The 26,498-nt window shown below is 36.9% G+C and carries 20 protein-coding genes; 12 read left to right on the top strand and 8 right to left on the bottom strand.

What is annotated here, in order from left to right; all coding sequences use genetic code 11:
* The first annotated feature begins 76 nt into the window (after positions 1-76).
* The 7 genes from folP (at position 77) to ilvA (ending at position 8,387) form a co-directional block, all read left to right on the top strand.
* The gene (gene folP, locus F3J23_RS15300) at positions 77-847 is read left to right on the top strand and encodes a dihydropteroate synthase (RefSeq protein WP_167031418.1); all 771 of its coding nucleotides are present in this window, start codon (positions 77-79) and stop codon (positions 845-847) included.
* A 369-nt stretch (positions 848-1,216) separates the two neighbouring features.
* On the top strand, positions 1,217-2,089 hold the full coding sequence (ilvE, locus tag F3J23_RS15295) for a branched-chain-amino-acid transaminase (RefSeq protein WP_167030838.1): 873 nt from the start codon (positions 1,217-1,219) through the stop codon (positions 2,087-2,089).
* A gap of 179 nt (positions 2,090-2,268) precedes the next feature.
* The gene (ilvD, locus tag F3J23_RS15290) at positions 2,269-3,948 is read left to right on the top strand and encodes a dihydroxy-acid dehydratase (RefSeq protein ID WP_185156464.1); all 1,680 of its coding nucleotides are present in this window, start codon (positions 2,269-2,271) and stop codon (positions 3,946-3,948) included.
* 11 nt (positions 3,949-3,959) lie between these two features.
* Positions 3,960-5,684, top strand: a complete 1,725-nt coding sequence (gene ilvB / locus F3J23_RS15285) for a biosynthetic-type acetolactate synthase large subunit (RefSeq protein WP_167030831.1) — start codon at positions 3,960-3,962, stop codon at positions 5,682-5,684.
* Between the two features lie 12 nt (positions 5,685-5,696).
* A complete protein-coding gene (locus tag F3J23_RS15280) occupies positions 5,697-5,978 on the top strand; it encodes an ACT domain-containing protein (RefSeq protein WP_167030828.1) in 282 nt (93 codons plus the stop codon).
* An 86-nt stretch (positions 5,979-6,064) separates the two neighbouring features.
* Positions 6,065-7,111: a ketol-acid reductoisomerase gene (gene ilvC / locus F3J23_RS15275; RefSeq protein ID WP_167030825.1), complete on the top strand. Its 1,047-nt coding sequence runs from the start codon at positions 6,065-6,067 to the stop codon at positions 7,109-7,111.
* Positions 7,112-7,124: 13 nt separating this feature from the next.
* Positions 7,125-8,387 (top strand): threonine ammonia-lyase, encoded by a 1,263-nt coding sequence (gene ilvA / locus F3J23_RS15270; protein WP_167030823.1) that lies wholly within the window; start codon positions 7,125-7,127, stop codon positions 8,385-8,387.
* Positions 8,388-8,559: 172 nt separating this feature from the next.
* On the opposite strand, the gene F3J23_RS15265 is transcribed toward ilvA, so the two are convergent.
* From F3J23_RS15265 to F3J23_RS15240, 6 genes are all read right to left on the bottom strand, one after another.
* Positions 8,560-10,029: a M20/M25/M40 family metallo-hydrolase gene (locus tag F3J23_RS15265; RefSeq protein ID WP_167030821.1), complete on the bottom strand. Its 1,470-nt coding sequence runs from the start codon at positions 10,027-10,029 to the stop codon at positions 8,560-8,562.
* An 8-nt stretch (positions 10,030-10,037) separates the two neighbouring features.
* Complete coding sequence (locus F3J23_RS15260; protein ID WP_167030819.1) at positions 10,038-10,274, bottom strand: hypothetical protein; 237 nt, start codon at positions 10,272-10,274, stop codon at positions 10,038-10,040.
* Positions 10,275-10,327: 53 nt separating this feature from the next.
* Positions 10,328-12,727, bottom strand: coding sequence for a hypothetical protein (locus tag F3J23_RS15255; protein WP_167030817.1), 2,400 nt, complete (start codon positions 12,725-12,727; stop codon positions 10,328-10,330).
* A gap of 256 nt (positions 12,728-12,983) precedes the next feature.
* The gene (locus F3J23_RS15250; protein ID WP_167030815.1) at positions 12,984-14,798 is read right to left on the bottom strand and encodes a cytochrome-c peroxidase; all 1,815 of its coding nucleotides are present in this window, start codon (positions 14,796-14,798) and stop codon (positions 12,984-12,986) included.
* A 65-nt stretch (positions 14,799-14,863) separates the two neighbouring features.
* The gene (locus tag F3J23_RS15245; protein ID WP_167030813.1) at positions 14,864-16,342 is read right to left on the bottom strand and encodes a hypothetical protein; all 1,479 of its coding nucleotides are present in this window, start codon (positions 16,340-16,342) and stop codon (positions 14,864-14,866) included.
* Between the two features lie 190 nt (positions 16,343-16,532).
* Positions 16,533-18,986: a DUF5686 family protein gene (locus tag F3J23_RS15240; protein ID WP_167030811.1), complete on the bottom strand. Its 2,454-nt coding sequence runs from the start codon at positions 18,984-18,986 to the stop codon at positions 16,533-16,535.
* A gap of 228 nt (positions 18,987-19,214) precedes the next feature.
* On the opposite strand from F3J23_RS15240, the gene F3J23_RS15235 reads away from it, so the two are divergent.
* Positions 19,215-20,261, top strand: a complete 1,047-nt coding sequence (locus F3J23_RS15235; RefSeq protein ID WP_167030809.1) for a serine hydrolase domain-containing protein — start codon at positions 19,215-19,217, stop codon at positions 20,259-20,261.
* Positions 20,262-20,362: 101 nt separating this feature from the next.
* Here F3J23_RS15235 and alaS read toward each other — a convergent pair whose 3' ends face one another.
* Complete coding sequence (gene alaS, locus F3J23_RS15230) at positions 20,363-22,966, bottom strand: alanine--tRNA ligase (protein WP_167030808.1); 2,604 nt, start codon at positions 22,964-22,966, stop codon at positions 20,363-20,365.
* 310 nt (positions 22,967-23,276) lie between these two features.
* Between alaS and F3J23_RS15225 the strand changes: the two genes are divergently transcribed.
* From F3J23_RS15225 to msrB, 4 genes are all read left to right on the top strand, one after another.
* Positions 23,277-23,831: a sigma-70 family RNA polymerase sigma factor gene (locus F3J23_RS15225; RefSeq protein WP_167030807.1), complete on the top strand. Its 555-nt coding sequence runs from the start codon at positions 23,277-23,279 to the stop codon at positions 23,829-23,831.
* Between the two features lie 60 nt (positions 23,832-23,891).
* Positions 23,892-24,104, top strand: coding sequence for a hypothetical protein (locus F3J23_RS15220; RefSeq protein ID WP_228455353.1), 213 nt, complete (start codon positions 23,892-23,894; stop codon positions 24,102-24,104).
* Between the two features lie 79 nt (positions 24,105-24,183).
* Complete coding sequence (locus tag F3J23_RS15215; protein WP_167030805.1) at positions 24,184-24,627, top strand: DUF417 family protein; 444 nt, start codon at positions 24,184-24,186, stop codon at positions 24,625-24,627.
* Between the two features lie 17 nt (positions 24,628-24,644).
* Positions 24,645-25,742 carry a peptide-methionine (R)-S-oxide reductase MsrB gene (gene msrB, locus F3J23_RS15210; protein WP_167030804.1) on the top strand — a complete coding sequence of 366 codons (1,098 nt, stop codon included), beginning with the start codon at positions 24,645-24,647 and terminating at the stop codon, positions 25,740-25,742.
* Between the two features lie 32 nt (positions 25,743-25,774).
* On the opposite strand, the gene F3J23_RS15205 is transcribed toward msrB, so the two are convergent.
* Complete coding sequence (locus F3J23_RS15205) at positions 25,775-26,407, bottom strand: hypothetical protein (protein WP_167030803.1); 633 nt, start codon at positions 26,405-26,407, stop codon at positions 25,775-25,777.
* Between the last annotated feature and the right edge of the window lie 91 nt (positions 26,408-26,498).

The raw sequence follows: 26,498 nt of genomic DNA, 5'->3' as shown, positions 1-26,498 counted from the left end.
TAACTTCCCAATTCCTGCATCAACCTATTCAATCAACTGCAACGGTCGCCTGGTACAGCTTGACACTCCAAAGATTATGGGAATCCTCAACCTTACCCCGGATTCTTTTTCTGACGGTGGACAATTCAATAATGAAAAACCTGCTTTGAAACATGCTGAAAAACTATTGAAAGAAGGAGCAGAAATCATCGATATCGGACCGCAATCTACACGCCCAAATGCAGAATTTCTGAGTGCCGGACAAGAGATAAGCAGATTGGGAAACATCATTGCTCAGATTAAAAAAGAATTTCCGGAAGCATTGATCTCGCTGGATACATTCTACGCTGAAACCGTAAAATTCGGATTTAATGAAGGGATTGATATGATCAACGATATTTCAGGAGGACAGTATGATAACAAGATGTTTGACACAGCCGCTGAAACAAAGCTTCCCTACATCCTGATGCATGTTAATCCGTCTTATGATACCATGCATGATAAAATAAAGTTTGAAGATATCACCTTGGAAGTAAATAAATACTTCTCTCAAAAAACAACAGAACTTTTAGAAAAAGGAGTGAATGATATTATCCTGGATCCCGGTTTCGGTTTCGGAAAAACGATAGAAGACCAGATGAAAATGATTGACGAAGTGAAGTATCTTGGATTTGGAAAATTCCCTTTGCTAATAGGGATTTCAAGAAAATCATTTATCTATAAACCCTTAGGGAAGTCTCCTATGGAAATTAATGAAGAAACCCAGAAATTACACATGAAAGTATTGGAGCAGGGTGCAAAAATTCTAAGGGTTCATGATGTAGCGGAAACCAAAGAGATTGTGAAGCAATTTTTAGAAAAAAAATAAAAAAGTGTTAAAAAAACTTGCGAGTAATTAAAAAGTTTATACATTTGCAACATGGATTTTAAGAATCAGAAAAATATTATTGTCATTTCTATTGCTGCTGTTGTCATTTACAACAGTAAGGAAACGGCATTTTAAATAGATTTTAATTTAAATTATATACAGGCCGTTTCATATTTGAAGCGGCCTTTTTGTTTTTAATTTTTTATTTGTACAGCATATGTATCAGTTAGTAGCAGTAATTATTATCGTCATTATTATTCCCTTGCGTCTGTGAGAAGGAAGGTATATGACTGTACATATATTTCGGCCCTCTCACAATGTGAGAGGGCTTTTTTTATTCCCTTTTGTTAAAATTTAAACCACTATAACATGTATTACAACAACGACACGATCATCTTCTTTGATGGAAAATTTATGAAGGCTAAGGAAGCAGGAACAGATCTTTACGGGCAATCTCTCCATTACGGTTACTCTGTTTTTGAAGGAATAAAATCCTACAGTACAGAAAACGGAACCAGGATTTTTAAAGCCAGAGAACACTACGAAAGATTAAAAAGATCCGCAGAACTTATGCATATTCCTTTCGATTATTCAGTAGATGAACTTACGGATCTTACTTACGAGCTGTTAGAAAGAAACGGATTTTCTGATGCTTATATCCGTCCGTTGGTTACATGTTCTCCTAATATGTCACTTTCAAAGGGACAAAAATCGTACTTGTCTCTTCTTGCCTGGGAATGGAATAACGGCTATCTGGCAGACAAAATGAAGATCATGACATCTCCTTTTCAACGCCCCAATCCTAAAGCTTTTAAAGTAGAAGCAAAAGTAGGCGGTCACTATGTAAATTCTATCCTTGCTTGTCAGGATGCCAAAGACAAAGGCTATGATGAAGCTTTGGTACTTGATGAAAATGGCAATGTAGCGGAGAGTTCGGGAGCGAATGTTTTTTATGAAAAAGAGGGAACATTATTTACCCCTGCAAAAGGAAGCATTCTCCCTGGAATTACGAGACAGACAGTTTTTGAACTATGTAAAGAGCTTAACATTCCGGTAAAAGAAACCTTCTTTAAACCAGAAGAAATGCGGGGTGCAGATGCTGGTTTTTTCTGTGGTACCGCTGCAGAAATTGTAGCTCTGGATTCACTGGATGATGTTCCTTTTACAAAACCCTGGGAAGGTACAGCAAGTGAAAAAGTACAGCAGGCATATTTAAAACGGGTAAGAGTTTTGTCATTGTAAATTTTTAAAACTTAAATAGCTGATTATTAAATAAATAAATCTGTTTTTCAGACAATTGGATATTGTAGTTTTCAGGAAAGTTGGAAATGAAAAAAATATTACAAGCTGTAGTTTTGGATGAAAATTAAATAAAGAATTTCATTTAAAAGAAAAGAGAAGAACCGCAAATGAAGGATAATATGTTAAATAAATATTCAAAGACATTCACGCAAAACAAAGAACAGCCTGCTGCAAAAGCAATGCTTTACGGAATAGGTTTTACAGAAGAAGATATGCATAAAGCACAGGTCGGAATCGCCAGTATGGGTTATGACGGAAATACCTGCAATATGCACCTCAATGATCTTGCAAAAATGGTTAAAAAAGGGACTTGGAACCACGGGCTGGCAGGTTTGATATTCAATACCATTGGAGTAAGCGACGGAATGAGCAACGGAACAGACGGAATGCGTTATTCACTGGTAAGCCGCGATGTAATTGCAGACAGTATTGAAGCCATCTGTGGAGCTCAGTATTATGACGGAATAATTGCACTGCCGGGCTGTGACAAAAATATGCCGGGAACGATCATCGCAATGGGAAGACTGGACAGACCATCCATCATGGTGTACGGAGGTACTATTGCTCCGGGCTGTTATAAAGGAGAACCGCTTAATATCGTTTCAGCTTTTGAAGCTTTGGGCAAAAAGATAGCTGGAGAAATAACAGAAGAAGATTTTGATGGCGTGGTAAAGAATTCCTGTCCCGGAGCCGGGGCATGTGGTGGAATGTATACGGCCAATACAATGGCTTCAGCAATAGAAGCACTAGGCATGAGTCTTCCTTATTCCTCATCCAATCCGGCTTTAAGCAAAGAAAAACAGAACGAATGCCACGAGGCTGGAAAATATCTGAAAATATTATTGGAAAGAGACATCAAACCTTCTGATATCATGACGCGGAAAGCTTTCGAAAATGCACTCCGTTTAATCGTGGTTCTTGGTGGAAGTACCAATGCTGTACTGCATTTTATAGCAATGGCAAAAAGTGTAGGGGTAGCTTTATCGCAGGATGATTTTCAAAAGATGAGCGACTGCACACCTGTATTGGCGGACCTTAAACCAAGTGGAAAATATCTGATGCAGGATCTGCATGAACACGGAGGAACACCTGCTGTTATGAAATATCTGCTGGAAGAAGGATTGTTACACGGAGATTGCCTTACCGTTACCGGAAAGACATTGGCTGAAAACCTGAAAGATGTTCCGAATCTGGATTTTAATAAACAGAAAATTATAAAACCTCTGTCTGAGCCTGTGAAAGCTACCGGGCATCTGAGAATATTATATGGAAACCTTGCTGAAAAGGGTAGTGTAGCCAAAATAACAGGAAAAGAAGGTGAGCGTTTTGTAGGAAAGGCCCGTGTCTTTGATGGCGAAAAAAATCTCATCAGAGGAATTCAGGATGGAACAGTACAGCATGGAGACGTTATTGTTATCCGCAATGAAGGACCGAAAGGAGCTCCCGGAATGCCGGAAATGTTAAAACCCACCAGTGCTCTTATAGGAGCAGGCTTAGGAAGCAGTGTTGCCTTAATTACAGATGGAAGATTCAGTGGAGGAACCCATGGTTTTGTAGTAGGACATATCACTCCGGAAGCCCACGAAGGAGGATTGATTGCTTTTGTAAAAGATAATGACCTTATCGAGATAGATGCTGTTAACAATACCATACAGCTTAAAGTTTCGGAAGAAGAAATTAAACAAAGAAAAGAAGGCTGGCAGAAACCTCCTTTGAAAGTAAAGAAAGGACTGCTTTATAAATACGCATTGACTGTTTCATCTGCCGCAGAAGGTTGTGTTACAGACGAAATTTCATAATACCCAACATCATGAAGAATTTAAATTTATCGACAGAAACACAGCTTAGCGGAAGCCGGGTAATCCTGGAAGCATTTCTTCAGGAAGGTGTAAAAACGGTTTTTGGCTATCCGGGAGGTGCCATTATTCCTATTTATGATGCTCTTTATGATTATCATGGAAAACTGGAACATATTCTGGTACGTCATGAGCAGGCAGCAGTACATGCTGCACAGGGATTAGCAAGAGTATCAGGAGAAACAGGAGTGGTTTTAGCAACCAGCGGACCGGGTGCTACCAATCTTGTTACAGGATTAGCAGATGCTTTATTGGATAATACGCCCTTGGTATGCATTACAGGACAGGTTTTTGACCATCTTTTGGGAACAGATGCCTTCCAGGAAATTGATGTAATGAATATAACAAGTCCGGTCACCAAATGGAATTATCAGGTAACGGATGCCAACGAGCTTCCTGAGGTACTGGCGAAAGCATTTTATATTGCAAAATCAGGTCGTCCGGGGCCGGTCGTGATTGATGTAACTAAAAATGCCCAGCTTCAATCTGTCGCATATAAAGGATATTCTCCATGTCATTCATTAAGAAGTTATAAACCGGATCCCGTTCCTGATTTGGAATATATTGAAAGAGCCGCTGCTCTGATCAACGAAGCAAAGAAACCATTTGTTATTGCAGGGCAAGGGATTATGTTGGGAAAAGCTGAAAAAGAGTTCCTGGAATTTGCAGAGAAAGCAGGAGTTCCGATAGCATGGACGGTTTTAGGGATGAGCGCTATTCCTACAGATCACCCACAAGCTGTTGGAATGGTGGGCATGCACGGAAATTATGGGCCCAATATTTTAACAAATGAATGTGATGTATTGGTTGCTGTTGGGATGCGTTTTGATGACCGTGTTACAGGCAGGCTGGATCAATACGCAAAGCAGGCAAAGATTATTCATCTTGATATTGATAAAGCTGAAATCAATAAAAATGTAAAAGTTGATGTACCGGTTCTTGGAAACTGTAAACATACACTTCCTATTTTGACAGCAATGATTGAAAAAGGAGAACATCCGGATTGGCTTGAAAGATTTAAAGACTGTCACGAGATTGAAAGTATAAATCTGATCAACAGTGAACTTTATCCTACAGATGGTGAGATTACAATGGGAGAAGTGATTCGTCATCTTAATGAAATGACAGCCGGTGAAGCTGTAATTGTAACGGATGTAGGACAGCACCAGATGGCAACTTGCAGGTATTCCCGCTTTAAACATTCCCGCACGAATATTACAAGTGGTGGTTTAGGGACTATGGGATTCTGTCTTCCTGCCGCTATGGGAGCTGCTTATGCAGAAAATAGCCGTCCCGTAATTGCTATAATGGGAGATGGAGGTGCACAGATGAATATTCAGGAATTAGGAACCATCATGCAGTATCGTCCGGATGTTAAGATTTTAATTCTTAATAATTGTTACCTGGGAATGGTAAGACAGTGGCAGGAGTTGTTTCATAAAGAGAGATATTCATTTGTAGATATTCAGAGCCCTGATTTTGTACAGGTAGCGAAGGGATATAGTATTCCCGGTAGAAAAGTTACACAAAGAGAAGATTTAAAAGAAGCACTTCATGATATGCTTGATCATAAAGGAGCTTTTCTTCTTGAAGTGATGACAGGAAAAGAACATAATGTATTTCCGATGATTCCACAGGGGAAGAGTGTGTCGGAGATTGTCTTGAATAATAAATTTTAAAAAATCAAAAAGATGAAAACAGATCATAAAGAATACACCATTACCGCCTATACAGAAGATTATCTGGGGCTGATCAGCAGGATTAATGCTATTTTTTCAAGAAGAAGGATTTCTATTGTAAGTTTCAATGCAGGTCCTTCCGAAATTGAGAAAGTAAAAAAGTTTGTAATCATTATTAAAGAAACCGAAGAGTCAGTTCAGAAAATCACCCGCCAGATGGAAAAGCAGGTAGATGTTCTGGAGGTTCATTATCATAGAAGCCCGAATCTTACGGTAGTAGAATATGCGAGTTAAGCATACCATTAAAGTCGTTTAAACTTAAAAATAATAGTTTAAACCGTTTCATAATCAGATAAATAATAATAAATAAAATCAAAAAAATGGCAAGATTAAATTTTGGCGGAGTAGAGGAAAACGTAGTAACAAGAGAAGAGTTTCCATTAAAAAAAGCCCAGGAAGTATTAAAAGATGAAGTGGTAGCAGTAATAGGATATGGAGTACAGGGACCGGGGCAGGCCCTTAATCAGAAAGATAACGGAATTAACGTGATTGTAGGGCAGAGGAAGAACTCCAAATCATGGGATAAAGCAGTAGCAGACGGATTTGTTCCTGGTGAAACCTTATTTGAAATTGAAGAAGCGCTGCAAAAAGGAACCATCATCTGCTACCTGTTGAGTGATGCCGCACAGATCGAATACTGGCCAAAAGTAAAACAACATCTGACTCCCGGAAAAGCACTGTATTTCTCCCATGGTTTCGGAATTACCTTCAATGAACGTACAGGAATTGTTCCTCCAGCTGACGTAGATGTATTTCTTGTAGCTCCTAAAGGTTCAGGAACATCGTTAAGAAGAATGTTTTTGCAGGACAGAGGGCTAAATAGCAGTTTTGCCGTTTATCAGGATGCTACAGGAAAAGCAAGGGACAGAGTTACCGCTTTGGGAATAGCAATTGGAAGTGGTTATCTGTTTGAAACCGATTTTAAAAAAGAAGTATACAGCGACCTTGCAGGAGAACGTGGAACATTGATGGGAGCCGTACAGGGAATATTTGCCGCACAATATGATGTGCTGAGAAAAAATGGACACAGCCCTTCAGAAGCATTCAATGAAACCGTAGAAGAACTAACTCAGTCATTAATGCCACTGGTTGCAGAAAACGGAATGGATTGGATGTACGCCAATTGCAGTACAACAGCACAGAGAGGTGCATTGGACTGGTGGAAGCGTTTCAGAGATGCTACTTCTCCTTTATTTGAAGAACTATATGATAATGTTGCCAAAGGAAACGAAGCACAAAGATCCATCGACAGCAACAGCAAACCTGATTACAGAGAAAAGCTGGAAGTAGAACTTACCGAATTAAGGGAAAGTGAAATGTGGCAGGCCGGAAAGACCGTAAGAAGTCTGAGACCGGAGAATAACTAAACCAATAATAACAATGATGAAAGAGGAAACGTGTTCCCCCGTTTTGGAGAATGTCTATAAAGCGGAGGAAAGACTGAGAAATGTTGTGGTAAGAACTCCTTTAGCTGTCAATAATAACCTGTCAGGAATTTATAATTCCAATATAAGTTTTAAAAGAGAAGACCTTCAGAGGGTAAGATCTTACAAGATCAGAGGAGCATATAATAAAATGGCAACCATGTCCCGCGAAGAGCTTGAGAAAGGAGTTGTTTGTGCCAGTGCAGGAAACCACGCTCAGGGAGTTGCTTTTGCATGCCATACCATGAAGGTGAAAGGAACCATTTTTATGCCTTTGCCAACACCCGGACAAAAGCTGGAGCAGGTAAAAATGTTCGGAGGAAGTTATATTGATGTTGTTCTGTACGGAGACACATTTGATGCTGCAAAAGATGCCGCGATGAGGTTTTGCAAAGACCACGACAGCGCATTTATTCATCCCTTTGATGATCCGGCGATCATTGAAGGGCAGGCGACAACTGCATTGGAAATCCTGGAGCAGGCAGAAAACTCAGTCGATTATCTTTTTGTACCGATAGGTGGCGGAGGGCTGGCGGCAGGGATCTGTTCCGTATTTAAGGAATTGTCTCCACATACCAGGATCATCGGGGTAGAACCTTCAGCAGCGGCAAGTATGAAAAAAGCTATTGAAAAAGGAAAGCCCGTTCTTCTGGAAAAGATAAGCCGGTTTGTAGATGGTGCAGCAGTGCAGCAGGTGGGTGAACTCACGTTCGAACACTGTAAAAATGTACTGTATGATATGGTAACGGTAGATGAAGGATCTGTATGCGAAACCATATTGTCCTTGTATAATAAAGATGCCATTGTAGTGGAGCCAGCCGGAGCATTATCAGTTACCGCACTGGAAAAATACAAAGATGAAATACAGGGAAAAAATGTAGTATGCATCATCAGCGGAAGCAATAATGATATTACCCGGATGGAAGAAATCAAGGAAAAAGCATTGCTGTATGCCGGATTAAAACATTACTTCCTGGTAAGATTTCCGCAGCGTCCCGGAGCATTAAAAACTTTTGTAATGGATGTGCTGGGAACTGATGATGATATTACTTATTTTGAATACACTCAGAAAAATTCAAAAGAGAAAGGAATTGCTGTTGTAGGGATTGCTTTAAAGCAGAAGGAAGATTTCTCACCGTTGATTAATAAAATGAAGCAGTATGATTTCTTTGTCAACTATCTCAACAATGATCCGTCTCTGATGAATCTGCTTATCTAAAAAACAGATCGAAAAAAGATTTCTTTTTTCGGAACAATATAACACAAATGATTTAATACTTAATTTTCGTAGATTCTAAAAACACAAGGATGAAAAAAGGCTTCACAATCTGTGAAGCTTTTTTATTTATCTCTTATGAAGGCTCTGCAAAATAATGGATGAATTTTATACCCTATCTTTCAAGCGAAAAGTTGGAAATTACCTTCGGCCGCTCAGTTTCATTAGCCACCTTCCAGGATGTTCTGTACATCCATTCAGTCATTTTATACAGCTTTTTATAATTGATGTTTTCAGATTCATCCTGAGGAGTATGATACTGATCATGCAGTACACTCGTAAAAAATACAGCAGGAATTCCGATTTTAGCATACGGAAGATGATCACTTCTGAAATAGAAATATTCAGCGTGGCTCGGAGAATCCCAATCTTTCAGGTACTTGAATTTTGTACTTTCATTATTGGCTTCTTCCGCCATTTTTACAAGCTCTTCCGAATTCTTATGAGGAGCATTTCCTCCCAATAAAGCCGCTTCATTATTATCATTTCTTCCGATCATATCACCATTTAATACTGCTGCAATTTTCTCTTTTGGAACTACAGGATGAGCAGCGTGCCATCTTGAACCTAACAAACCTCTTTCTTCGGCACCATGGAACACAAACAGAATACTTCTTTTTCCGGGTTGTTTTTTGTAGGCTCTTGCCATGGCCAGCATCGCTACACAGGTACTGGCATTGTCGTCAGCACCATTGTAAATCGTATCATTTTTTACAGGATGTCTTATCCCGTCGTGATCCTGATGCCCGCTGAGGAGAACATATTCATTTTTAAGAACCGGATCGGTTCCTTCTATTTTTCCAATGATGTTTACTGAAGGGTATTTGTAGGTTTCAGTGATCAGGTTCAGGGAAATCTTAGGATTGTTTTTTACCCAGTCTGCATGATCTCTTTTGATCCATAAAACAGGAATATTATTGGTGATCTTTTCTCTTAGCCCTTCTACACCATAACTGCCTCTTGTCATCTGAGGAAGCACTTCTACCCAGCTTTGCTCGGAAATATCATCCGTAATGAAAATAATGGCTTTTGCTCCAAGCTCAAAAGCTTTGTTATAATATTTCGTTCGTACAAATCCAGGATATCTTCTTACGAAAAGTGTCATGTCCTTCGAGATATTTTTATCAGAAGCATTTACAGCCAGTACTTTTCCTTTGATATTCAGCTTAGACAGATCTTCAGGTTCAGCATTTCCTGCATAGATGATGTCTGCATCCACAGAAGCATTAACAGGTTCCGAGACCAGAAAATCATTCCATAATTTCAGGTTGTTACCTCCAATTTTCATACTGCTTTGAGGAATGATTTGATGTCTGTACATGTCAAAGAACTGGAAAAATGTTCCATTGTCTCCGGCAGGTTTCATTCCGGCCTCCTTGGCTTTATCAGCTAGCCACATGGAAACTTTCAGTTCATCTAAAGTTCCTGCTTCCCGGCCCCAGAACTGATCGGCAGCCAGTTCATACATATCTTTACGAAGATCGGCTTCTTTAATGGCGGATACCAGTGGCTTTTTATAATTTTGAGCACTTCCGATACTAAAGAAAAATAAGCCCAGAAGGGAAAAAAAATAACTTTTGTTCATCAGGATTTTTAGTTGAAGTTAGCTAATTTTTCTGAGAACTGTTTTGAGAATTCCTTTCTGTCCTCTTCCAGTTTTTCCACTGCAGAAGGTAAAATATAGTTGAAAAGGATTTTATTGTCGTTGTCTAAAAAGATGATTTCCTTTTCATTTCCGTCGATCATTTGGGAGAAAATTTCCCACATTGAGGTATCTTTCAGTTTTAATAACTCAAAAAACTGCTCTGCTTTTATTTCGATTGTCTGCATATCTTTTAATCTATAAATGTTATATTATAATGTGTGTTCTTTGGAGGGAAGTATTAGAATTCCAGGAATTTCAATTTGAACTGAATAGCGAAATTCTGATTAAAATGCGGGGTTGCATAATAGCCCACCCTGTAGAATATTCCCAGATTAAAATAGCTGGAAAGGAAATTATTCCATTCCAATCCTACTTCCTGATAGAGGTGGTCCAGTTTTTTGAACTTAAACTGATGATACTCCGGATGCTTCATGTCTCCAATAGTTCCTCTCAGCACAAAATCAAAGCTGGAAACATTATGTCCGAAACTTTTGAAGTACCATGGAAGCTTGTGTGTGAAATAATACGCTATGAATTTGTCATTATAATACTTTCCGCCTTCCAGTGTTGCAAATCCAAGATAAGAAGTAAGGTTGAAGTTGAAATCCTTTCCCGGAGAAGCAAGCCCGTTCATGGTAAAGTTTTTCCAGATAGGAGCTTGTCCCAATACAAGACCGCCATACAACCTGAAACCTGTAGTTCCGATCGGTGTTTTGAAATTATGTACAAAAAGAGCATCAAAACGGGAGTAGTTGAAATTTCCGCCCAGCGCCTGGTAACTCTGTTCATAATTAAAATAAAGCTCCGGATATTTCTGATCAATAAGGGATTTGCCCTGAGGGGTCATGATATTGGTAGAATTCGGAGAATATTTTAAGGTGAATAAAGTATTGAAATTCTTATACGAAGAACCTCTGTCTCTGAACTGGTAATCGAACTCAGCTTCTTCTATATTTCGTCTTACTGCAAAAGCAAGGGTAAGGCCGTTGGTTACATCATTAAGATAAGATAATGAGGCTCCTTTGAAGTGAAAATACCTGTCATTATTCAGGTTATTCCCGAAATTCATCATTCTCATTTTAAAATTCCATAGCTTTCTGTTGAACTCTCCTGATGCCGTTACATCATCATAGATTTCAACTCTGAAAAATGAATTCTTTTCCAGGGTGGTCTTTATATCCAGCCCCATTCCATACTTCCATTTTCTGTCTTTTACACCGTAGGCAAAATAATAATCCGGAGAATAATATGGGTTGAAATTTTCGTTGAGTTTAGCTTTTAATCCAAGTCGGAATCCTTCATAGGAGTTATAGTTAACAATCTCATCCACAGCAAAATCTACAGAACGAACCCTGATCTGGCCGTTAAGCAATCCGGATAATATCTGTGCCTTACCGTCGATTTTGTATTTTTTTCCTAAACTGTCGATTGTTTTATAGGTATTTTGCTCCCTTTCAGTGAGAGGATCGGTTCTGTATTTGTCCAGTGAATGTCCGTCAATATTCTTTACAGAGAAAGTATAGCCTTTAAAATCTTTGGGATTTTCTTCAATAGGAGCTTCAAAATCGAAATATTTTGAGGTCAGGAAAGCATAAGTACCGAAGCTTTTTTTGTTTTTCTTATCCTCGGCGTGGTCTTTGTCATCCATCGCCATTTTACCCATTTTAAGCTTTGCTTTTTCGTGGGCAAGAAACCATTTATTGTTGTAGAATACCCATGTACTGGTGATAATTCCGTCATTTTTATTTTTGCTGGAATTTTCAATTTTTTTAATTCCGTAGGTTTCCATATCTACGTAAATAGCACCATTGTATTTTCTTTTTTTATCGAGGTTCTTATAATTAACCTCACGGAAACGGATCACAAAATTCTTTCTCCCGTCAAGTGTTACTGTATCAGAAAGGAAGAACCTGTAAAGACCTCTGTTTTCTGGTTTTACCTGCTCCGGCACAACATCCCTGTTACTTTGCTGAAGCGCAATCATTTCATAAATAGGCTGTTTAAGACCAGAGATCCTGTTATCCAGGATATTGATCTTTTCACCGTATTTTTTGGAGTACAGGAATTCCTGAGCTCTTTCCCATAAGAAAAGTTTGCTTTTGGAAAATATCTTTCTGGCCTTTATGTTGTTTAACGAGTCTTTTTCTCTTTTCTTTTTGAAAAGATTAAGATCATTAAAATACTGATTAAATTGTGAAAGACTATCCTCATCAATATCCAGGGAGATTTTCTCATAAGATTTGTAGGAATAAGAACCCAGACTTTTAGGCGAATTTTCATTGAAAAGCTTATTGACTTTTTTCAGGATCTCCAATGCTCTGGGATCACTTTTATCTTCAATAACGATGGCTTCAATAGCTGTTGTTTTTGATGTTTTCTTAACCATGGAAACTTCCATGCTGCTCTCAACCATGGTACTTTCATTCTGGTAAGAGTCTGCTTCAATTTCTATGATCTTGCATCCGGTTTTGAACTCAAGAACCCCTTGTTCATTAGTATATCCAATAATTTTGCTGTCACATGATATCTTAGCATTAGAAACAGGCTTTTGATTGGCATCATCCACAACTTTGATTTTTGATTGCGAATAAGCCAAAAAGGTGGTCAGAAATAATAATAACAGTAAAACCCTTTTCATGTAAAAAAACTAGTTCAAAATTAATAATATTTATTGTTCTGTAAAAGTTTTTAACACAGTATAACATTGATTTAATCTAATGTTTTTATGCGCTTTTTGCATTTAAAGAAGACTAAATATTCAAGCCAGATAGTCTTTCTGTTTTTTGTGAAAATTTCGAATAAAAAAACTCCTGAAAAGATTTGATTCAGGAGTTTTTAATATTAAAGCTGTTTAAACAGACTACTTAGTATTCTATTGTATATTTTTGAAAAGCTTATCTATCATCCAAAGCTTTCATAAATTCAATAATATCGTCAATTTCAGGGTTTGTAAGCTCTAGTGGCGCATCTGAAAGCGTTTGGTTTTCTACTTTAAAGCCCATTCCTTTTCCTCCTCCTTTGTTATAAAAATTCATCACTTCCTTCAGGGTTTTGTAGCCTCCGTTATGCATGTATGGCCCTGTTTTACTGATGTTTCGAAGGGTAGGAGTTTTAAATGAGTGCTGTAATGCAGCCACTGTTTCATGGAATTTTCCTCTTCCCGGATCGTTATCAAATGCTTTATTCTCCCCATTTACGGCAATTCCCAGAACTTCCTGCTCCGTTTTCTTAAATGTAGGCGGAACTGTTCCGTTGAATAAAGGAATAAAATGGCATATTGCACATTGTGCCTTTCCGACAAAAAGATTGAACCCACGCTTTTGATTCTCTGTCATGGCAGATTTATTTCCGCGCATATATTCATCAAAATCAGAATTGAATTTTGCCAAAGACCGGATATAGCTTGCCAATACATTTTGCAACTGCCACACTTCTGTTTTTGGGGAATGATATATCTTTTTAAATTCAGACTGATAGGCTTTATCCTTATTAATTTTCGCAATAATCACTTCAAGATTACCATGCATTTCTTCTTTGTTGGATATAACATCGGCGCTCTGACCTTCCAGATCATCTTTACGCATATCCCAGAACTGGCCATGCTGAAATCCGGCATAATTCAGAGACGGAGCATTTCTTGCAAGTTCCGAATTTTCCAGTGACATTGATTTGGCAAGCCCGTCAGTAAATGCTTTTTCCGGAATGTGACAGGTAGCACAGCTCCTATTGTTATCATTGGAAAGAATTTTATCATTAAAGAGCTTTTGTCCGAGAGCTGCTTTTGCATCAGAAAATACAAATTCTTTCCCCGGAGTAAAGGCATTAGGATTAAAAGCATTTTTTGAAAAGAAAGTAGCTGCATTTTTATTCAAAGCTGTGGTAACTTCTACTTCCGGAATCTTTTCCTGTTTTTTAAATTCCAGCAATAAAGACGTTATCCTGTTAAAATGATCAGGAATAAAATTGACGTAATCAAAAGAGTTTTTATCCGTATTTTTTTTTAGAACTTTAATAGCGGAATTGATCTCGGAAATGATGCTTTTTAACGCTTTTTCTTTAGACTGATCTGTTGAAATCTGCTGCAGCGTTTCCTGCACACCTTGAAGAGCATAAGGTATTTCCTGCAAGAATGTACCGGAAACAGGAGTGTCGAATCCGGAAATTCCTAAGCTTGAAATTCTGAAAACTTCCAGCCTTAATCCATCAAAAACCTGATCTTTACTTACGGTAATGACCTGGAAATTTGTTTTGATCGTGTTGCTTTTATTAATGAGTTTGTTTAAAAACCTTATGATCTCTTCTTTATTGGCTTTGTCATAAGGATATAACATTTCTTCCAAAACCTGAAGTCCTTCCGGTTCTATTTCCGTGTGTTCATCCATTTCTATTTCAGGAAGGGCAGGACCATTGATGAACCGGGCAGAATGAGGAAGAAAATACTCTACCGCCCATTCCATTTTTTTGTAAGTTTTTCTTAGTTGTTCAAACTTTTCCTGAAGTTTTTTTTCATCCTGATTACCGGAAATAAGCTGAATCAACTCATTGATTTGTTTTTCAAAATCCTCATTATTTTTGAGAATCTGATTTTTTACGGAACCGAGATCTTCATTAACGGGCTGCTGTTTATCATTCTTGCAATAAGAAAGCACAAAAAGAGCTGAAGCAGCATACAGAAATAAGAGAATAGGATATTTTGAAAGTTTCTTCATAGGTATGAAAAAGTATCAACAGAGAATTCTATTGATACTTTTGATTTTTTATGGAATAATTAAACTTATTTTTCTACGTTTCTGATAATAACAACCTGTCCGCCTTCCTTGTTGGTATTAACTCCGGATCCGTCAGGGTTCTTAAATTTATCCAATTGCCATGTATGAGAGTGGATGTTTACCGTAAATGTGTTAGGAACACCAATAATATCAGAAATATCAGTCATTGCCCCAAACTCCCAAGAACCGAACTTCTGAAGATCTCCGGACTGGTTATAAGCAGTCTGCCATGCCGCGTCATTTCTGTTATGCTTCATGTTTAACCATGGCTTATACTGTTTTGTAGCAATATTCAGCTGCCAGATATAAGAATCATGGGCTGCAGCTTTGTAATATGAATCCCCGTCTTCCTGAATATACACATAGTTTTCAGTTACACATAAATTATCAGGATTGATAAGGTTTTTCCCCGGGTTGGAGTCTCCCTCTGCTACAACCTCCAATTTTCCTGTCAACATGTTATTGGCATTAAGAACAAGTTTATACACTCTTCCCCACATTGTTAATCCCGGTTTTGGGTTGATTCCGTCAGAAGATTCTCCGGTAGCGGTAAAATAGATTTCTCTTCCTTTTCCTGCCCCTTTTCTGTAATCTACATCCTCAACTCTTGAGAAACGGATCGCATTATTGTCAATATTTTTCTGATTGATCTGTGCTCCTGTAAGGGTTTTAGCTCCAGGGATTTCAACAAATTCTACATCGTAGCTGGTTCCTTTTGTCATGTCAGTTTCCGTGTAGTTATTGTTGGTTCTTTTTAATGCATATAATTTTCCGTTTTCCAGGTCACCTTGTGTATCTGCTACGTACATAATCAATTGTCCGGCAGACTGATGAGAAGAAGAGTAAGATTGGTCCTCGCCAATCATAATATAAGATTTTCCATTAGAAACATCTTTAGGAAGCGGAACTGCATTTTCCATAGAAGCTTTTCCTAAAGCTGGCTTTACTCTTGTTTTATCAGATGCCTGAGAAGCCGGTGCCAGTGGATTTATGGCATGAACCATACTTTCTTCTCCAGATTCTCCAGCAGTAAGGAATGCGCTGAAACCATGGATTTCAGGAGTTGCTAAAGTAGCAGAACATAACCTTGTCATTCCTCCTGTTCCGTTAAGAATGTATTCTCCTTTGAAAGGTTTGAATGTTTTATCTAAATATACTCTTGATACAGATTGTTTGATTTCGTGGTTGGTAATCATCAGATATCCGTCAGAGTTAGGATCCTTCATAATTCCCATTCCGTCCGGCTGTCCTCCGAATACAAAATCAGGAGATCCGGAAAGCACATCGGAGCTTGAGATAAGCGTCGTGATGTTCAGATTTTCAAAACCTGGCATTCCAAAAACAAAAGCAGATTCTTTGGAAAAATTTTCAATTTTGATTTTGTCATTCGTAGGAGTATTACTGTCTCCATTATTATCATCATTACAACCCTGGAATACAAGGGCTGCAAATAATAAAGCTCCGATAGTTTTGTTAATTTTCATAATTGTTTTTTTGAATTTCGATTATGGCAAAACTAAAGGTCTATTGTTAACTAAGTTTTAAGAAGACAAAACAAATAGTTTAATATTGAATAAGAGTTTGTTAAGAGAAGATCAATAATTAGAACGGATATAAATAAAAAACTCCTGAAATTTTCAGGAGTTTAAAGTAGGTTTATAATATCTGATCTTTTTATAGAACATTGAGTCTGAATTGCACTCCGAAATTATCTTTAAATTGGGAAGTCTGATAATACCCCAGTCTGTAAGAAAATCCAACACCAAAACTTCTTCCTAAGAAACGGTTCCAGATAAGCCCAACCTCCTGATAGTAATGATCAAGAACCTGAAAATTGAACTGATGGTCTCCTCTGTTTTTAAAATTTCCGATGGCAGACTGATATTCAATTTCTATGTTGGAATATCTGTCGCCAAACGTTTTAAATCGGAAAGGCAGATATTGTGAAACATGGAAAGCAACAAATTTATCCGTAAAAAAAGTTCCGGCAGGCATGGTTGCAAACCCCAGATTTGTAGGGGTACTTAATTTTGAAGACCATTTATCGGCATTGTTATCTGTTTGTCCGGCAATCTCAAAGTTTTTCCAGATTGGGGCAGTACCGGAGGATATTCCTCCAAAAAGCTTGACGTTGGTATATCCCAATTTTGATCTGAACTGATGAATAAGCAGTAGATCCAGTCTTTGATAATCGAGATCACCGCCTAAAGTTTTAAGCCCTTGCTCATAATTCATGAAAACTTGTGGAAACCCTTTTTCATAGGTGTATTTCCCGCTTGGAGTCATGATATTTTTGTCATTCGGAGAAAATTTCAAAGACAGTGTTGCGCTTGTATTGTCAAAACGATTGCCTGAGTTTTTATATTGATAATCGAAAAGAGCTTCCTGTTTTTCTTTATTCACCGCCACTTTCATGCTTAATGAATTGGAAATATCATAAAGAAATGATGCTCCCCATTTTTGATTTTTATAGAAATTACCGTTGTGAAGATCAAGATTGATGTCAGAAAATTTCATCATTGCATCCCACATAGTATTATTGAATCTCCCGGCTGCAAATACATCATCTACGTAATCGATCCGGAAAACAGAGGTTCTTTTGTCTGATAATTTTATATCTAACCCTACACCATATTTCCAGTGATGATCTTTAAAGCCATATCCGAAATAGCCATCAGGAGAAAATGTTTTATTGAATTTTTCGTTAAGTTTTACTCCTGCTCCCAAACGAATTCCCTGGTATTTATCATAACTGATAAATTTTGTAAGATCAAAATCAATCATTTTGTACCTCAGGTTTCCTCTCATTAGCTGGGTTAAAAAGCTCAGCTTCTTTTCGAAGTCATGTTTTTCTACAAAACTGTCGATTTTGGTATAGGTTGCGCTTTCTCTGGAAGTAAGACTGTCAGTTCTGTATTTTTGCATAAGACTTCCGTCCGGATTTTTCATTTCGAGAGAATAGCCTTTAAATTCGGATGCTTTTTGCGCTTCATTTAATTCAAAATCGAAGAATCTGTTTTTGACATAGAGATAGTTTCCAAATCTTTTTTTATTGTATTTTATTTTTTCTCCCGGTTTTAAACTATCTTTTTTAGAGGTATTAAAGGTTTGGTCGCCCATTTTTAGTTTAATGTCTTCATAATCCAGAAACCATTTATTATTGATGGGTTTCCACACAGAGACAATATTTCCCTCGTTTTGTTTTTTATTGACACTTTCAAACTTTTTCAAAGCAAAACTTTGGGCGTCAATATATATTTTTCCATTAAATTTTCTGGGATTCTGCTTTTTCTTATCGGTAATTTCTTTGAATTTGATGACATATGTTTTTCTGCCGTCAATCTGCAACGTATCAGAAAGATAAAAATGAAACAGTTTTCTGTTTTCAGGTCTCAGTTGTCTTGGAGTTTTGTCCAGATTTGAAATATTGATAGCTAACGCTTCGTAAATAGGATTTTTAAACCCTGACATTCTGTTATTGATAATATTGGTTTTTTCTCCATATTTCCTGGAATATTTGTATTCAGTGGCTTTTTCCCAAAGAAACATCTGGCTTTCCTGTGAAGCATTCAAAAAGTCTTCATTGATTAAGGAATCCTTCTTTTCACTTTCTTTCTGTTTGAAATTTCTTCTGTCAACTTTTGAAAGAGAGTCTCTTCTTACCGCTAAAAAATTTTTGAAAGTGTCAATAGAATCCTGATCAACATCAATTGAAAATTTGGTATACGACTTAAAATTATAAGAATCTAAAGATTTTGGTGAGTTTTCTTTTGCCTTTCTATTGACTTCATCCAGAATTTTCAAGGCTCTGGGATCACTCTTATCCGTAATAATAATCCGTTCGATATTTTCTCTCTTTTCGGATGATGGCTGCATAGATACCTCCATGGACCCCTTAACGTCCGCTATAATATCTTCAAAATTACTGGCAAGAATTTCGACTTTTTTACATTTTGTTTTGAAAGATAAAATTCCTTCCTGATTGGTTTTCCCAAGCAAATTGTCATCACAATAAACACCTGCGTTTGGAATAGGCTGCTTATTGCTTTTATTGAGCACTCTCAGTTGAGTCTGACCAAAAAAAAGCACAGTAAAAAATAAAAATAAAAGAAATAATAATCTTGCCATTGTTTTTTATAGATAAGACGAGACTATTGATCAAAAAGTTACAGACTACATGGAAATATAATTTTTTGTAGAAATTTTTATCCATTGATTTCTCCTTTTGTTTTCAATATTACTTTCTTAATGGATAATTATGTATTTTTAAAGAAATTATAATTTGGATGGATGCATGGCATACAACCAGATGCTATTTAACCATTTAATCAGAAGATTAAACGATAAACTATAACCATGAAATATTTAACCTCTATTTTATTTATAGCCTTACTTGGGTGTAAAAATGTTCCGCAAATCAGTAAACAGAATGTTGAAACTGCAATTACAAAAAATGCTCTTAAGCTATTAGAGGACAAAAGATTTCATTCCGTTTCCATTGCAGTATTGAAAGATGGTGAATCTACAATGAAACATTTTGGGGAATTAACGATTGGAAAGGGAAACAAACCCAACGATTCCACACTGTATGAATTAGCTTCCGTCACTAAGACTTTTACAGGATATGTAGCCGCTAAGGCTGTCCTGGATAAAAAAATAAATATGGAGGATGATATTAGAATCTATCTTAACGGATCTTATCCCAATTTAGAGTTTAAAGGTGAACCCATAAGAATTAAGCACCTCATCACCCATACAAGTGGCTTTCCTAATTTTCCTATAAAAAGCGAAAATAAAGAAGCTTTCTTTGAAGGATTAAAACTCATCAAAATTGAAACAAAACCTGGAGAGATATATTACTATTCAAATACAGCTCCTGAAGTGACTGCATATATACTTGAAAAAGTCTATCAAAAACCTTTTGAGGAATTGGTCACTGAATTTGTTTTGAAACCTAATAAAATGAACCAAACCAAGTTTACACTCACTGAAAATGACAGAGCAAGATTGGTGAAAGGTTACAACGATAAAAACGAGTTAATGCCTAACTTCAATAGAACTTTATGGGGTGGGATTTCAGGATTGCATTCTACAACACCGGATTTGGTGAAATATATGAAACTGCAACTTGACCAGTCTAATCTTATTGTAAAGGAATCTCATAAAAAATTATATAAAGAAGGCACTGATTTTTGGGAAGGTTATCATTGGTACATCATAGAAGATAATAATAGATTAATGTACAGACATCACGGTGGGATATACGGAATGCAGAATTGGTTTGTGATTTACCCTAAAAAAAATATGGGGATATCTATATTGACAAATGCCAGCTTTAATGAAACAGGAGAAATTTTAGAAAAAGTAGTTGATAATTTGTATACTGATCTACAGGTAAATTAAATTTAACAAATAAATAATCCCTTTCAAAAACTGAAAGGGATTATTGTTTATATTAAATCAGGATAATGAAATCCTTCAAAAGCCACAAAGTGGTGCTATTTTTAGATATTCAAAGCCTTCTGGTAAGCATTTTCCAAACCATCAAGATTTTTACCTCCTGCTGTTGCAAAACCAGGATTTCCGCCGCCGCCGCCTTGGATCTCTTTTGCAAGATCTTTTACGATGGCTCCCGCCTGATAATCTGCTGCAAGATCGTCAGAAACTCCTACGGTAATCATAGGTTTTCCGTCTGCATCAGAAAGAATAATTGTTACCGAAGTAGGGATCTCCCTTTTTAGCTGGAATACGATATCTTTTACAGAACCTGCATCCAAAGATGTTTTCTTAACTAAAAGCTGCTTGTTGCCCTTTTGTTCATAAGCATTTTTCCAGTCACCGATTTCTCCCTTTGCTTTCTCTTTTTTAAGAGCATCTACTTCAGCTTTTAACGATGTATTTTCCTCGATCAATTTCTCAATAGATCTTACAACATCCTTAGATTTTAATAACTGAGACAGTTCAATAATCTGTTTTTCAAGATTTTTAAAATATTCTTCAGATTTATCTCCGGAAATCGCTTCAATTCTTCTGATTCCTGCTGCTGCAGAACCTTCAGACGTAATTTTAAAATGACCGATTTCGCTGGTATTTTTTACGTGAGTTCCTCCACAAAGCTCTTTTGAACTTCCAAACTGGATCATTCTCACGCTGTCACCGTATTTTTCACCGAATAAAGCCATTGCACCTTTATCCAAAGCTTCCTGAATAGGAATATTTCTGAATTCCTGCAAAGCAATACGATCTTTGATCTTCTGGTTTACTTTTTCTTCAATTAAAGCCAGCTCTTCTTCAGTCATTTTGTTGAAATGAGAGAAGTCGAAACGAAGATAATCAGGACCTACATAAGAACCTTTCTGTTCTACGTGAGTTCCTAAAACATCTCTTAAAGCTTCATGCAGAAGGTGAGTCCCAGAGTGGTTAGCCTGAGAGTTCTTTCTGTCTGAAGCATTTACTTTTGCATAGAATAGAGCACCAGCATCTTTCGGAAGACCATTAATTAAAGAAATGATCAGTCCGTTTTCCTTTTTGGTTTCCAATACTTCAAAGCTTTCAGTGGCATTTTCAAGAATACCTTTGTCTCCAACCTGTCCACCTCCTTCAGGGTAGAAAGGAGAGCTGCTCAGTACAACCTGATAGAATTCTCCGTCTTTATTTTCTACTTTTCTGTATCTTGTAATATAGGTTTCAGATTCAATCTGATCATAACCTACAAATGTTTCAGGTTTTGATTCAAGGTTTACCCAGTCATATACTTTCTGGGCAGAATCTTGTTGAGAACGCTTTCTTTGTTTTTCTCTTTCAGCATCAAACCCTTCCTCATCAATGGTTAATCCTTTTTCTTCTGCAATAATTCTTGTTAAATCATCAGGGAATCCATAAGTGTCATACAATTCGAAAACCTCAAGAGTAGGTAAAACTTTTTGATTGTTTGCAATTGTTTGCTGAATTAATTTTTCAACTCGGATTAACCCGGTTTCGATTGTATTTAAGAATGAATCTTCTTCACTTTTGATTACTTCAGTAACCAGTTTTCCTTGCTTTTCAAGCTCTGGGAAGAAAGGTCCCATTTGTTCTTGAAGAACGGCTACAAGCTTATAAAGGAAAGGTTCTTTCATTCCTAAGAATCGGTAAGAATAAGAGATTGCTCTTCTTAGTATTCTTCTGATTACATACCCTGCTCCTCCGCTTGAAGGGAGCTGCCCGTCTGCAATAGCAAAAGAAACCGCTCTGATATGGTCTACCACAACACGAATTGCAATATCTTTTTCGTCTTCCAGAATTCCGGTATATTTTTTACCTGAAAGTTCTTCCACTTTAGCAATAAGCGGAGTGAAAACATCTGTATCATAGTTGGAAGATTTTCCCTGAAGCGCCATACAAAGACGCTCAAAGCCCATTCCCGTATCTACGTGCTGAGCAGGAAGTTTTTCTAAAGATTTATCTGCTTTTCTGTTGAATTCCATGAATACCAGATTCCATACTTCCACTACCTGCGGATGATCCTGGTTTACTAAAGAAATTCCCGGAACAGCAGCTTTTTCTTCCGGAGTTCTAAGGTCAATATGGATCTCTGAACACGGTCCGCACGGTCCGCTTTCACCCATTTCCCAGAAGTTATCTTTTTTATTTCCATTGATGATTCTGTCCTCTGAAATATGAGATTTCCAGAAATCGTATGCATCCTGGTCTCTGTTTAAGTTTTCAGAAGCGTCACCTTCAAAGATTGTAACGTATAAATTTTCTTTTGGAATTCCGTATACTTCAGTCAGTAATTCCCAGGCAAAAGCAATAGCCTCTTTTTTGAAGTAATCCCCGAAAGACCAGTTACCCAGCATTTCAAACATGGTATGGTGGTAAGTATCTCTACCTACATCATCCAGATCATTATGCTTCCCGGAAACTCTAAGACACTTCTGTGTATCGGCGATTCTTGGGGCGGTAGGTGTTTTGTAGCCAAGGAAAAAATCCTTAAACTGCGTCATTCCTGAGTTGGAAAACATAAGGGTAGGATCGTCTTTCAGCACAATAGGAGCTGAAGGAACAATAAGGTGATCCTTACTTTTAAAATAATCTAAAAATTTTTGACGTATCTCTTGTGATGTCATAGTATTGCTTTTGCTTTTTTTAATATCAAATTTTGATAAGATGCAAATTTACTATTTTTAAGCGATTTGTAATAATTTTGTGCTATGTTTTGAATGGCGGCAAGTATGGGCTTACAAGTATTTGCATAATACTGACATCTTATAGATTTTTAAGAACTGTGAGGATTTGAGCGTTATAAATAAAGCTTAAAATAGATATAACAGGCATTTTTAATTCATATTTGTATTATTAAGTTATTTATATAATGGTAGTTCCCATTTAACTTATTATCTTCGTAATGATCTGAATGGATAAAAAAACAGTTATTGAATGATGAAAAACGAAACTCTAAAAAGCTGGATAGAAGAGTATTCTGGTGCGCTTTTGAAGAAAGCGTTGTATCTGCTCTCCAATAAAGAAGATGCCCAGGATGTGGTGCAGGAAGTTTTTCTTGCAGCATTTTCTGCTTATGATTCTTTTGAAGGAAAAAGCCAGCCGTTAACATGGCTGATGGCTATTCTGAATAGAAAAATTGCTGATTTTTACAGACAAAAATACAAATCTGAACCTAATATCAGACTTGATCATTTTTTTGACGAAACAGGTTCATGGAAGAATACTGACGTTTTAAATGATTGGAATGTATCAGCCTCCGGAGACGAGCTTTTGGACAATCAGGACTTTAATAAAACTTTGGAGGAATGTATTGAAGAACTACCCTCCAGATGGAAGATCCTGTTAAAAATGTATTATATTGAAGAAAAAAAAGCACCCGAAGTAAGTCAGGAATTGAATGTTTCCACGACTAACCTTTGGAAGATCTTACAACGAACCCGTATGCAGCTAAGAGAATGTCTGGAGTTTAACTGGTTTTCAAGATTATAAGCAATGATAAAGAAGATTCTACATATAATATTTTTACCATGCAGCCAAGCAACCCTGCTCATGGAAAAACGCAATGCCCGTACCATTTCGTCCAGGGAAAGCTGGAAACTTAATTTGCATTTGATGGTTTGCAAATTGTGTAAGGTGTACAGCGAAAAATTAGCCGTTCTGGATAAAATTTTTCAAAAGACCTTTTCAGAAAAGAAAACTGAAATTGATGAATCTGAGATTCAGGATTTTAAAAATAAGGTGATCAAAAAACTAAATTTCTAAGAAAATTTTTTGTCAGGATTTTAAAAAGGCTCCGACTATACTTACGAAAACAATAAAGTATAATTTAAAATCTTAAAACATGGTCGGAACATCACAGGAAATCAATCAGTCAACTTACAGAACAGGATATTATATCTCACTTTTCGGAGCTGCTCTTATTTTGCTGTGGATTGGTATCTTCAAATTTACTCCTACGGAAGCTGCAGCTATAAAGCCTTTGGTAGAAAATCATTTCTTAACCTCTTTTGTGTATAAAATAATGAGTGTGCAGGCAGTGTCAAATCTTATCGGAGCGATAGAAATTATCATTGCTTTACTACTGATATTTAGTGCGAAATTTGCAGTATTGAAAAAGTATGCGGGAATAGGAATGATAATCACTTTTCTGGTAACATTAAGCTATTTGTTTACAACTCCGGGAATATGGAAAGTAGTAGATGGAGTACCTGTGACAGATTTCTTTATTTTAAAAGATCTGATGCTTTTAGGATTTGGATTAATGATCGTTCAAAATAATAAGTAATGAATAAAAAGCTAAATATGAAAAATATATTAATTGTACTCGGAATCATTCTGGGTATTGCAGTCTTTGCTGCAGGAAGCGGGCTTTTTAAGAAAAATAAGCCCGGTGAGGCCGAATCTAAAAAAGAAAAACAGGAAATTATGGATAATAAGAACGTTAGAGAGATTTATTTTGCAGGTGGATGTTTCTGGGGAACTGAACACTTTTTTCAACAAATCCGTGGAGTAGTGGGAACAGAAGTAGGCTATGCCAACGGAAATACTCAAAATCCTACTTACGAAGAGGTGGTAAGCCATACAACAGGTTTCGCCGAAACGGTAAAAGTAAAATATGATCCCGATCAGGTAGATTTGAAGCTGTTAATTGATCTGTATTTTAAAACCATTGACCCTACAAGTAAGGATCAGCAGGGAAATGACAGAGGAAATCAATACAGAACGGGAATTTATTTCACAAATAAAACTGATGAAGCAGTTGTAAAAGATGAGGTTCATCAACTGTCAAAAAATTATAATAAGCCGTTACTGGTGGAAACAATTCCATTGAAGAATTTCTACAAAGCTGAAGATTATCATCAGGATTATCTTGACAAAAACCCGGGCGGTTACTGTCATATTGAACCGGGACTTTTTGAAATGGCCAAAAAAGCGAATCCGCTTCCAAAAACTGCTTATCAGAAGCAAGATAAAAAAGTATTGAAAGAAAAGCTGACGGCTGAACAATACAATGTGACTCAGGAAAACGGTACAGAAAGACCCTTCCAGAATGAATACTGGAATGAAACCCGCGAAGGAATCTATGTAGATATTACTACTGGAGAACCATTATTTATTTCAACAGATAAATTTGAATCCGGATGTGGCTGGCCAAGCTTCTCAAAACCGATTACCAAAAGTCTGATTGACGAAAAAATGGACCGTACTCATGGAATGACAAGAGTAGAGGTGAGAAGTAAAACAGGAGATGCACACCTGGGACATGTGTTTACAGATGGGCCTCAGGATAAAGGAGGACTTCGATACTGTATCAACAGTGCTTCACTGAAGTTTATTCCAAAGGCGGAGATGGAGACTAAAGGTTACGGAAAGTATCTTCCGTTGTTAGATAAAAAGTAATGTGAAAGGAAGGCTGCCAGATGGCAGCCTTTTTATTTTGAATCATAATGTAATTGAAATCTTTCCCAGATACTGAGCATGGAGATATTTAAGAATAGTAAAAAACCAAAAATAAAGTAGTATATTTTTTTAGGAAGGGTTGGGAGTAAAGTTTGTGTTGTTTCAAAAAAATTAGGTCTGTATTCGGGTCTGATGATATCGTAGCAAAGTAAGCAATCATATTCAGATTTCTTAACATTAGGATCTTTATAAAAATGAACGGCAAAAAAATGACCTGTTTTTTCGATATCAACACCATACGTCTCCTGTTTAGAAAGTGCCATGGCATTGATTAAAGCAATGAAGTCCTGATAATTATTTTCATCATTGATTACAAATTCAATTCCTGATTCTTTCTGATTTCTTGCCTGTAATTTTTTCAGTTCAGAAACATAAAACTCCTGATTTTGAAGTGCGGTATTAGGTTTAACTACAATTTTTTTGTAATTCCAGTTTCTATAAGGTTCAAAAGTATTGTCAAAAGTTGCATCAGACCTTATTTTCGCCGGAATCCCAAGATCTACAACTGTATATGGCGGATGAACTCTCTGATTTCCGTAATACCAGAATAAAATCGGAATGATCAGTGCACTTATCAATCCCGGGACGTAATATATTTTTTTCATAGATGGTTTTTTAGCAAAACCGAATGAAAATCTTAAGCCAAAAAAACAAAAAGTGACTCAAAATGAATCACTTTAAAAACAATTTTAAATA

Origin of the sequence: Chryseobacterium sp. Tr-659, from assembly GCF_011752975.1 — a bacterium.
Lineage (GTDB): Bacteria > Bacteroidota > Bacteroidia > Flavobacteriales > Weeksellaceae > Chryseobacterium.
This window is presented reverse-complemented; position numbering and strand designations above follow the sequence as displayed.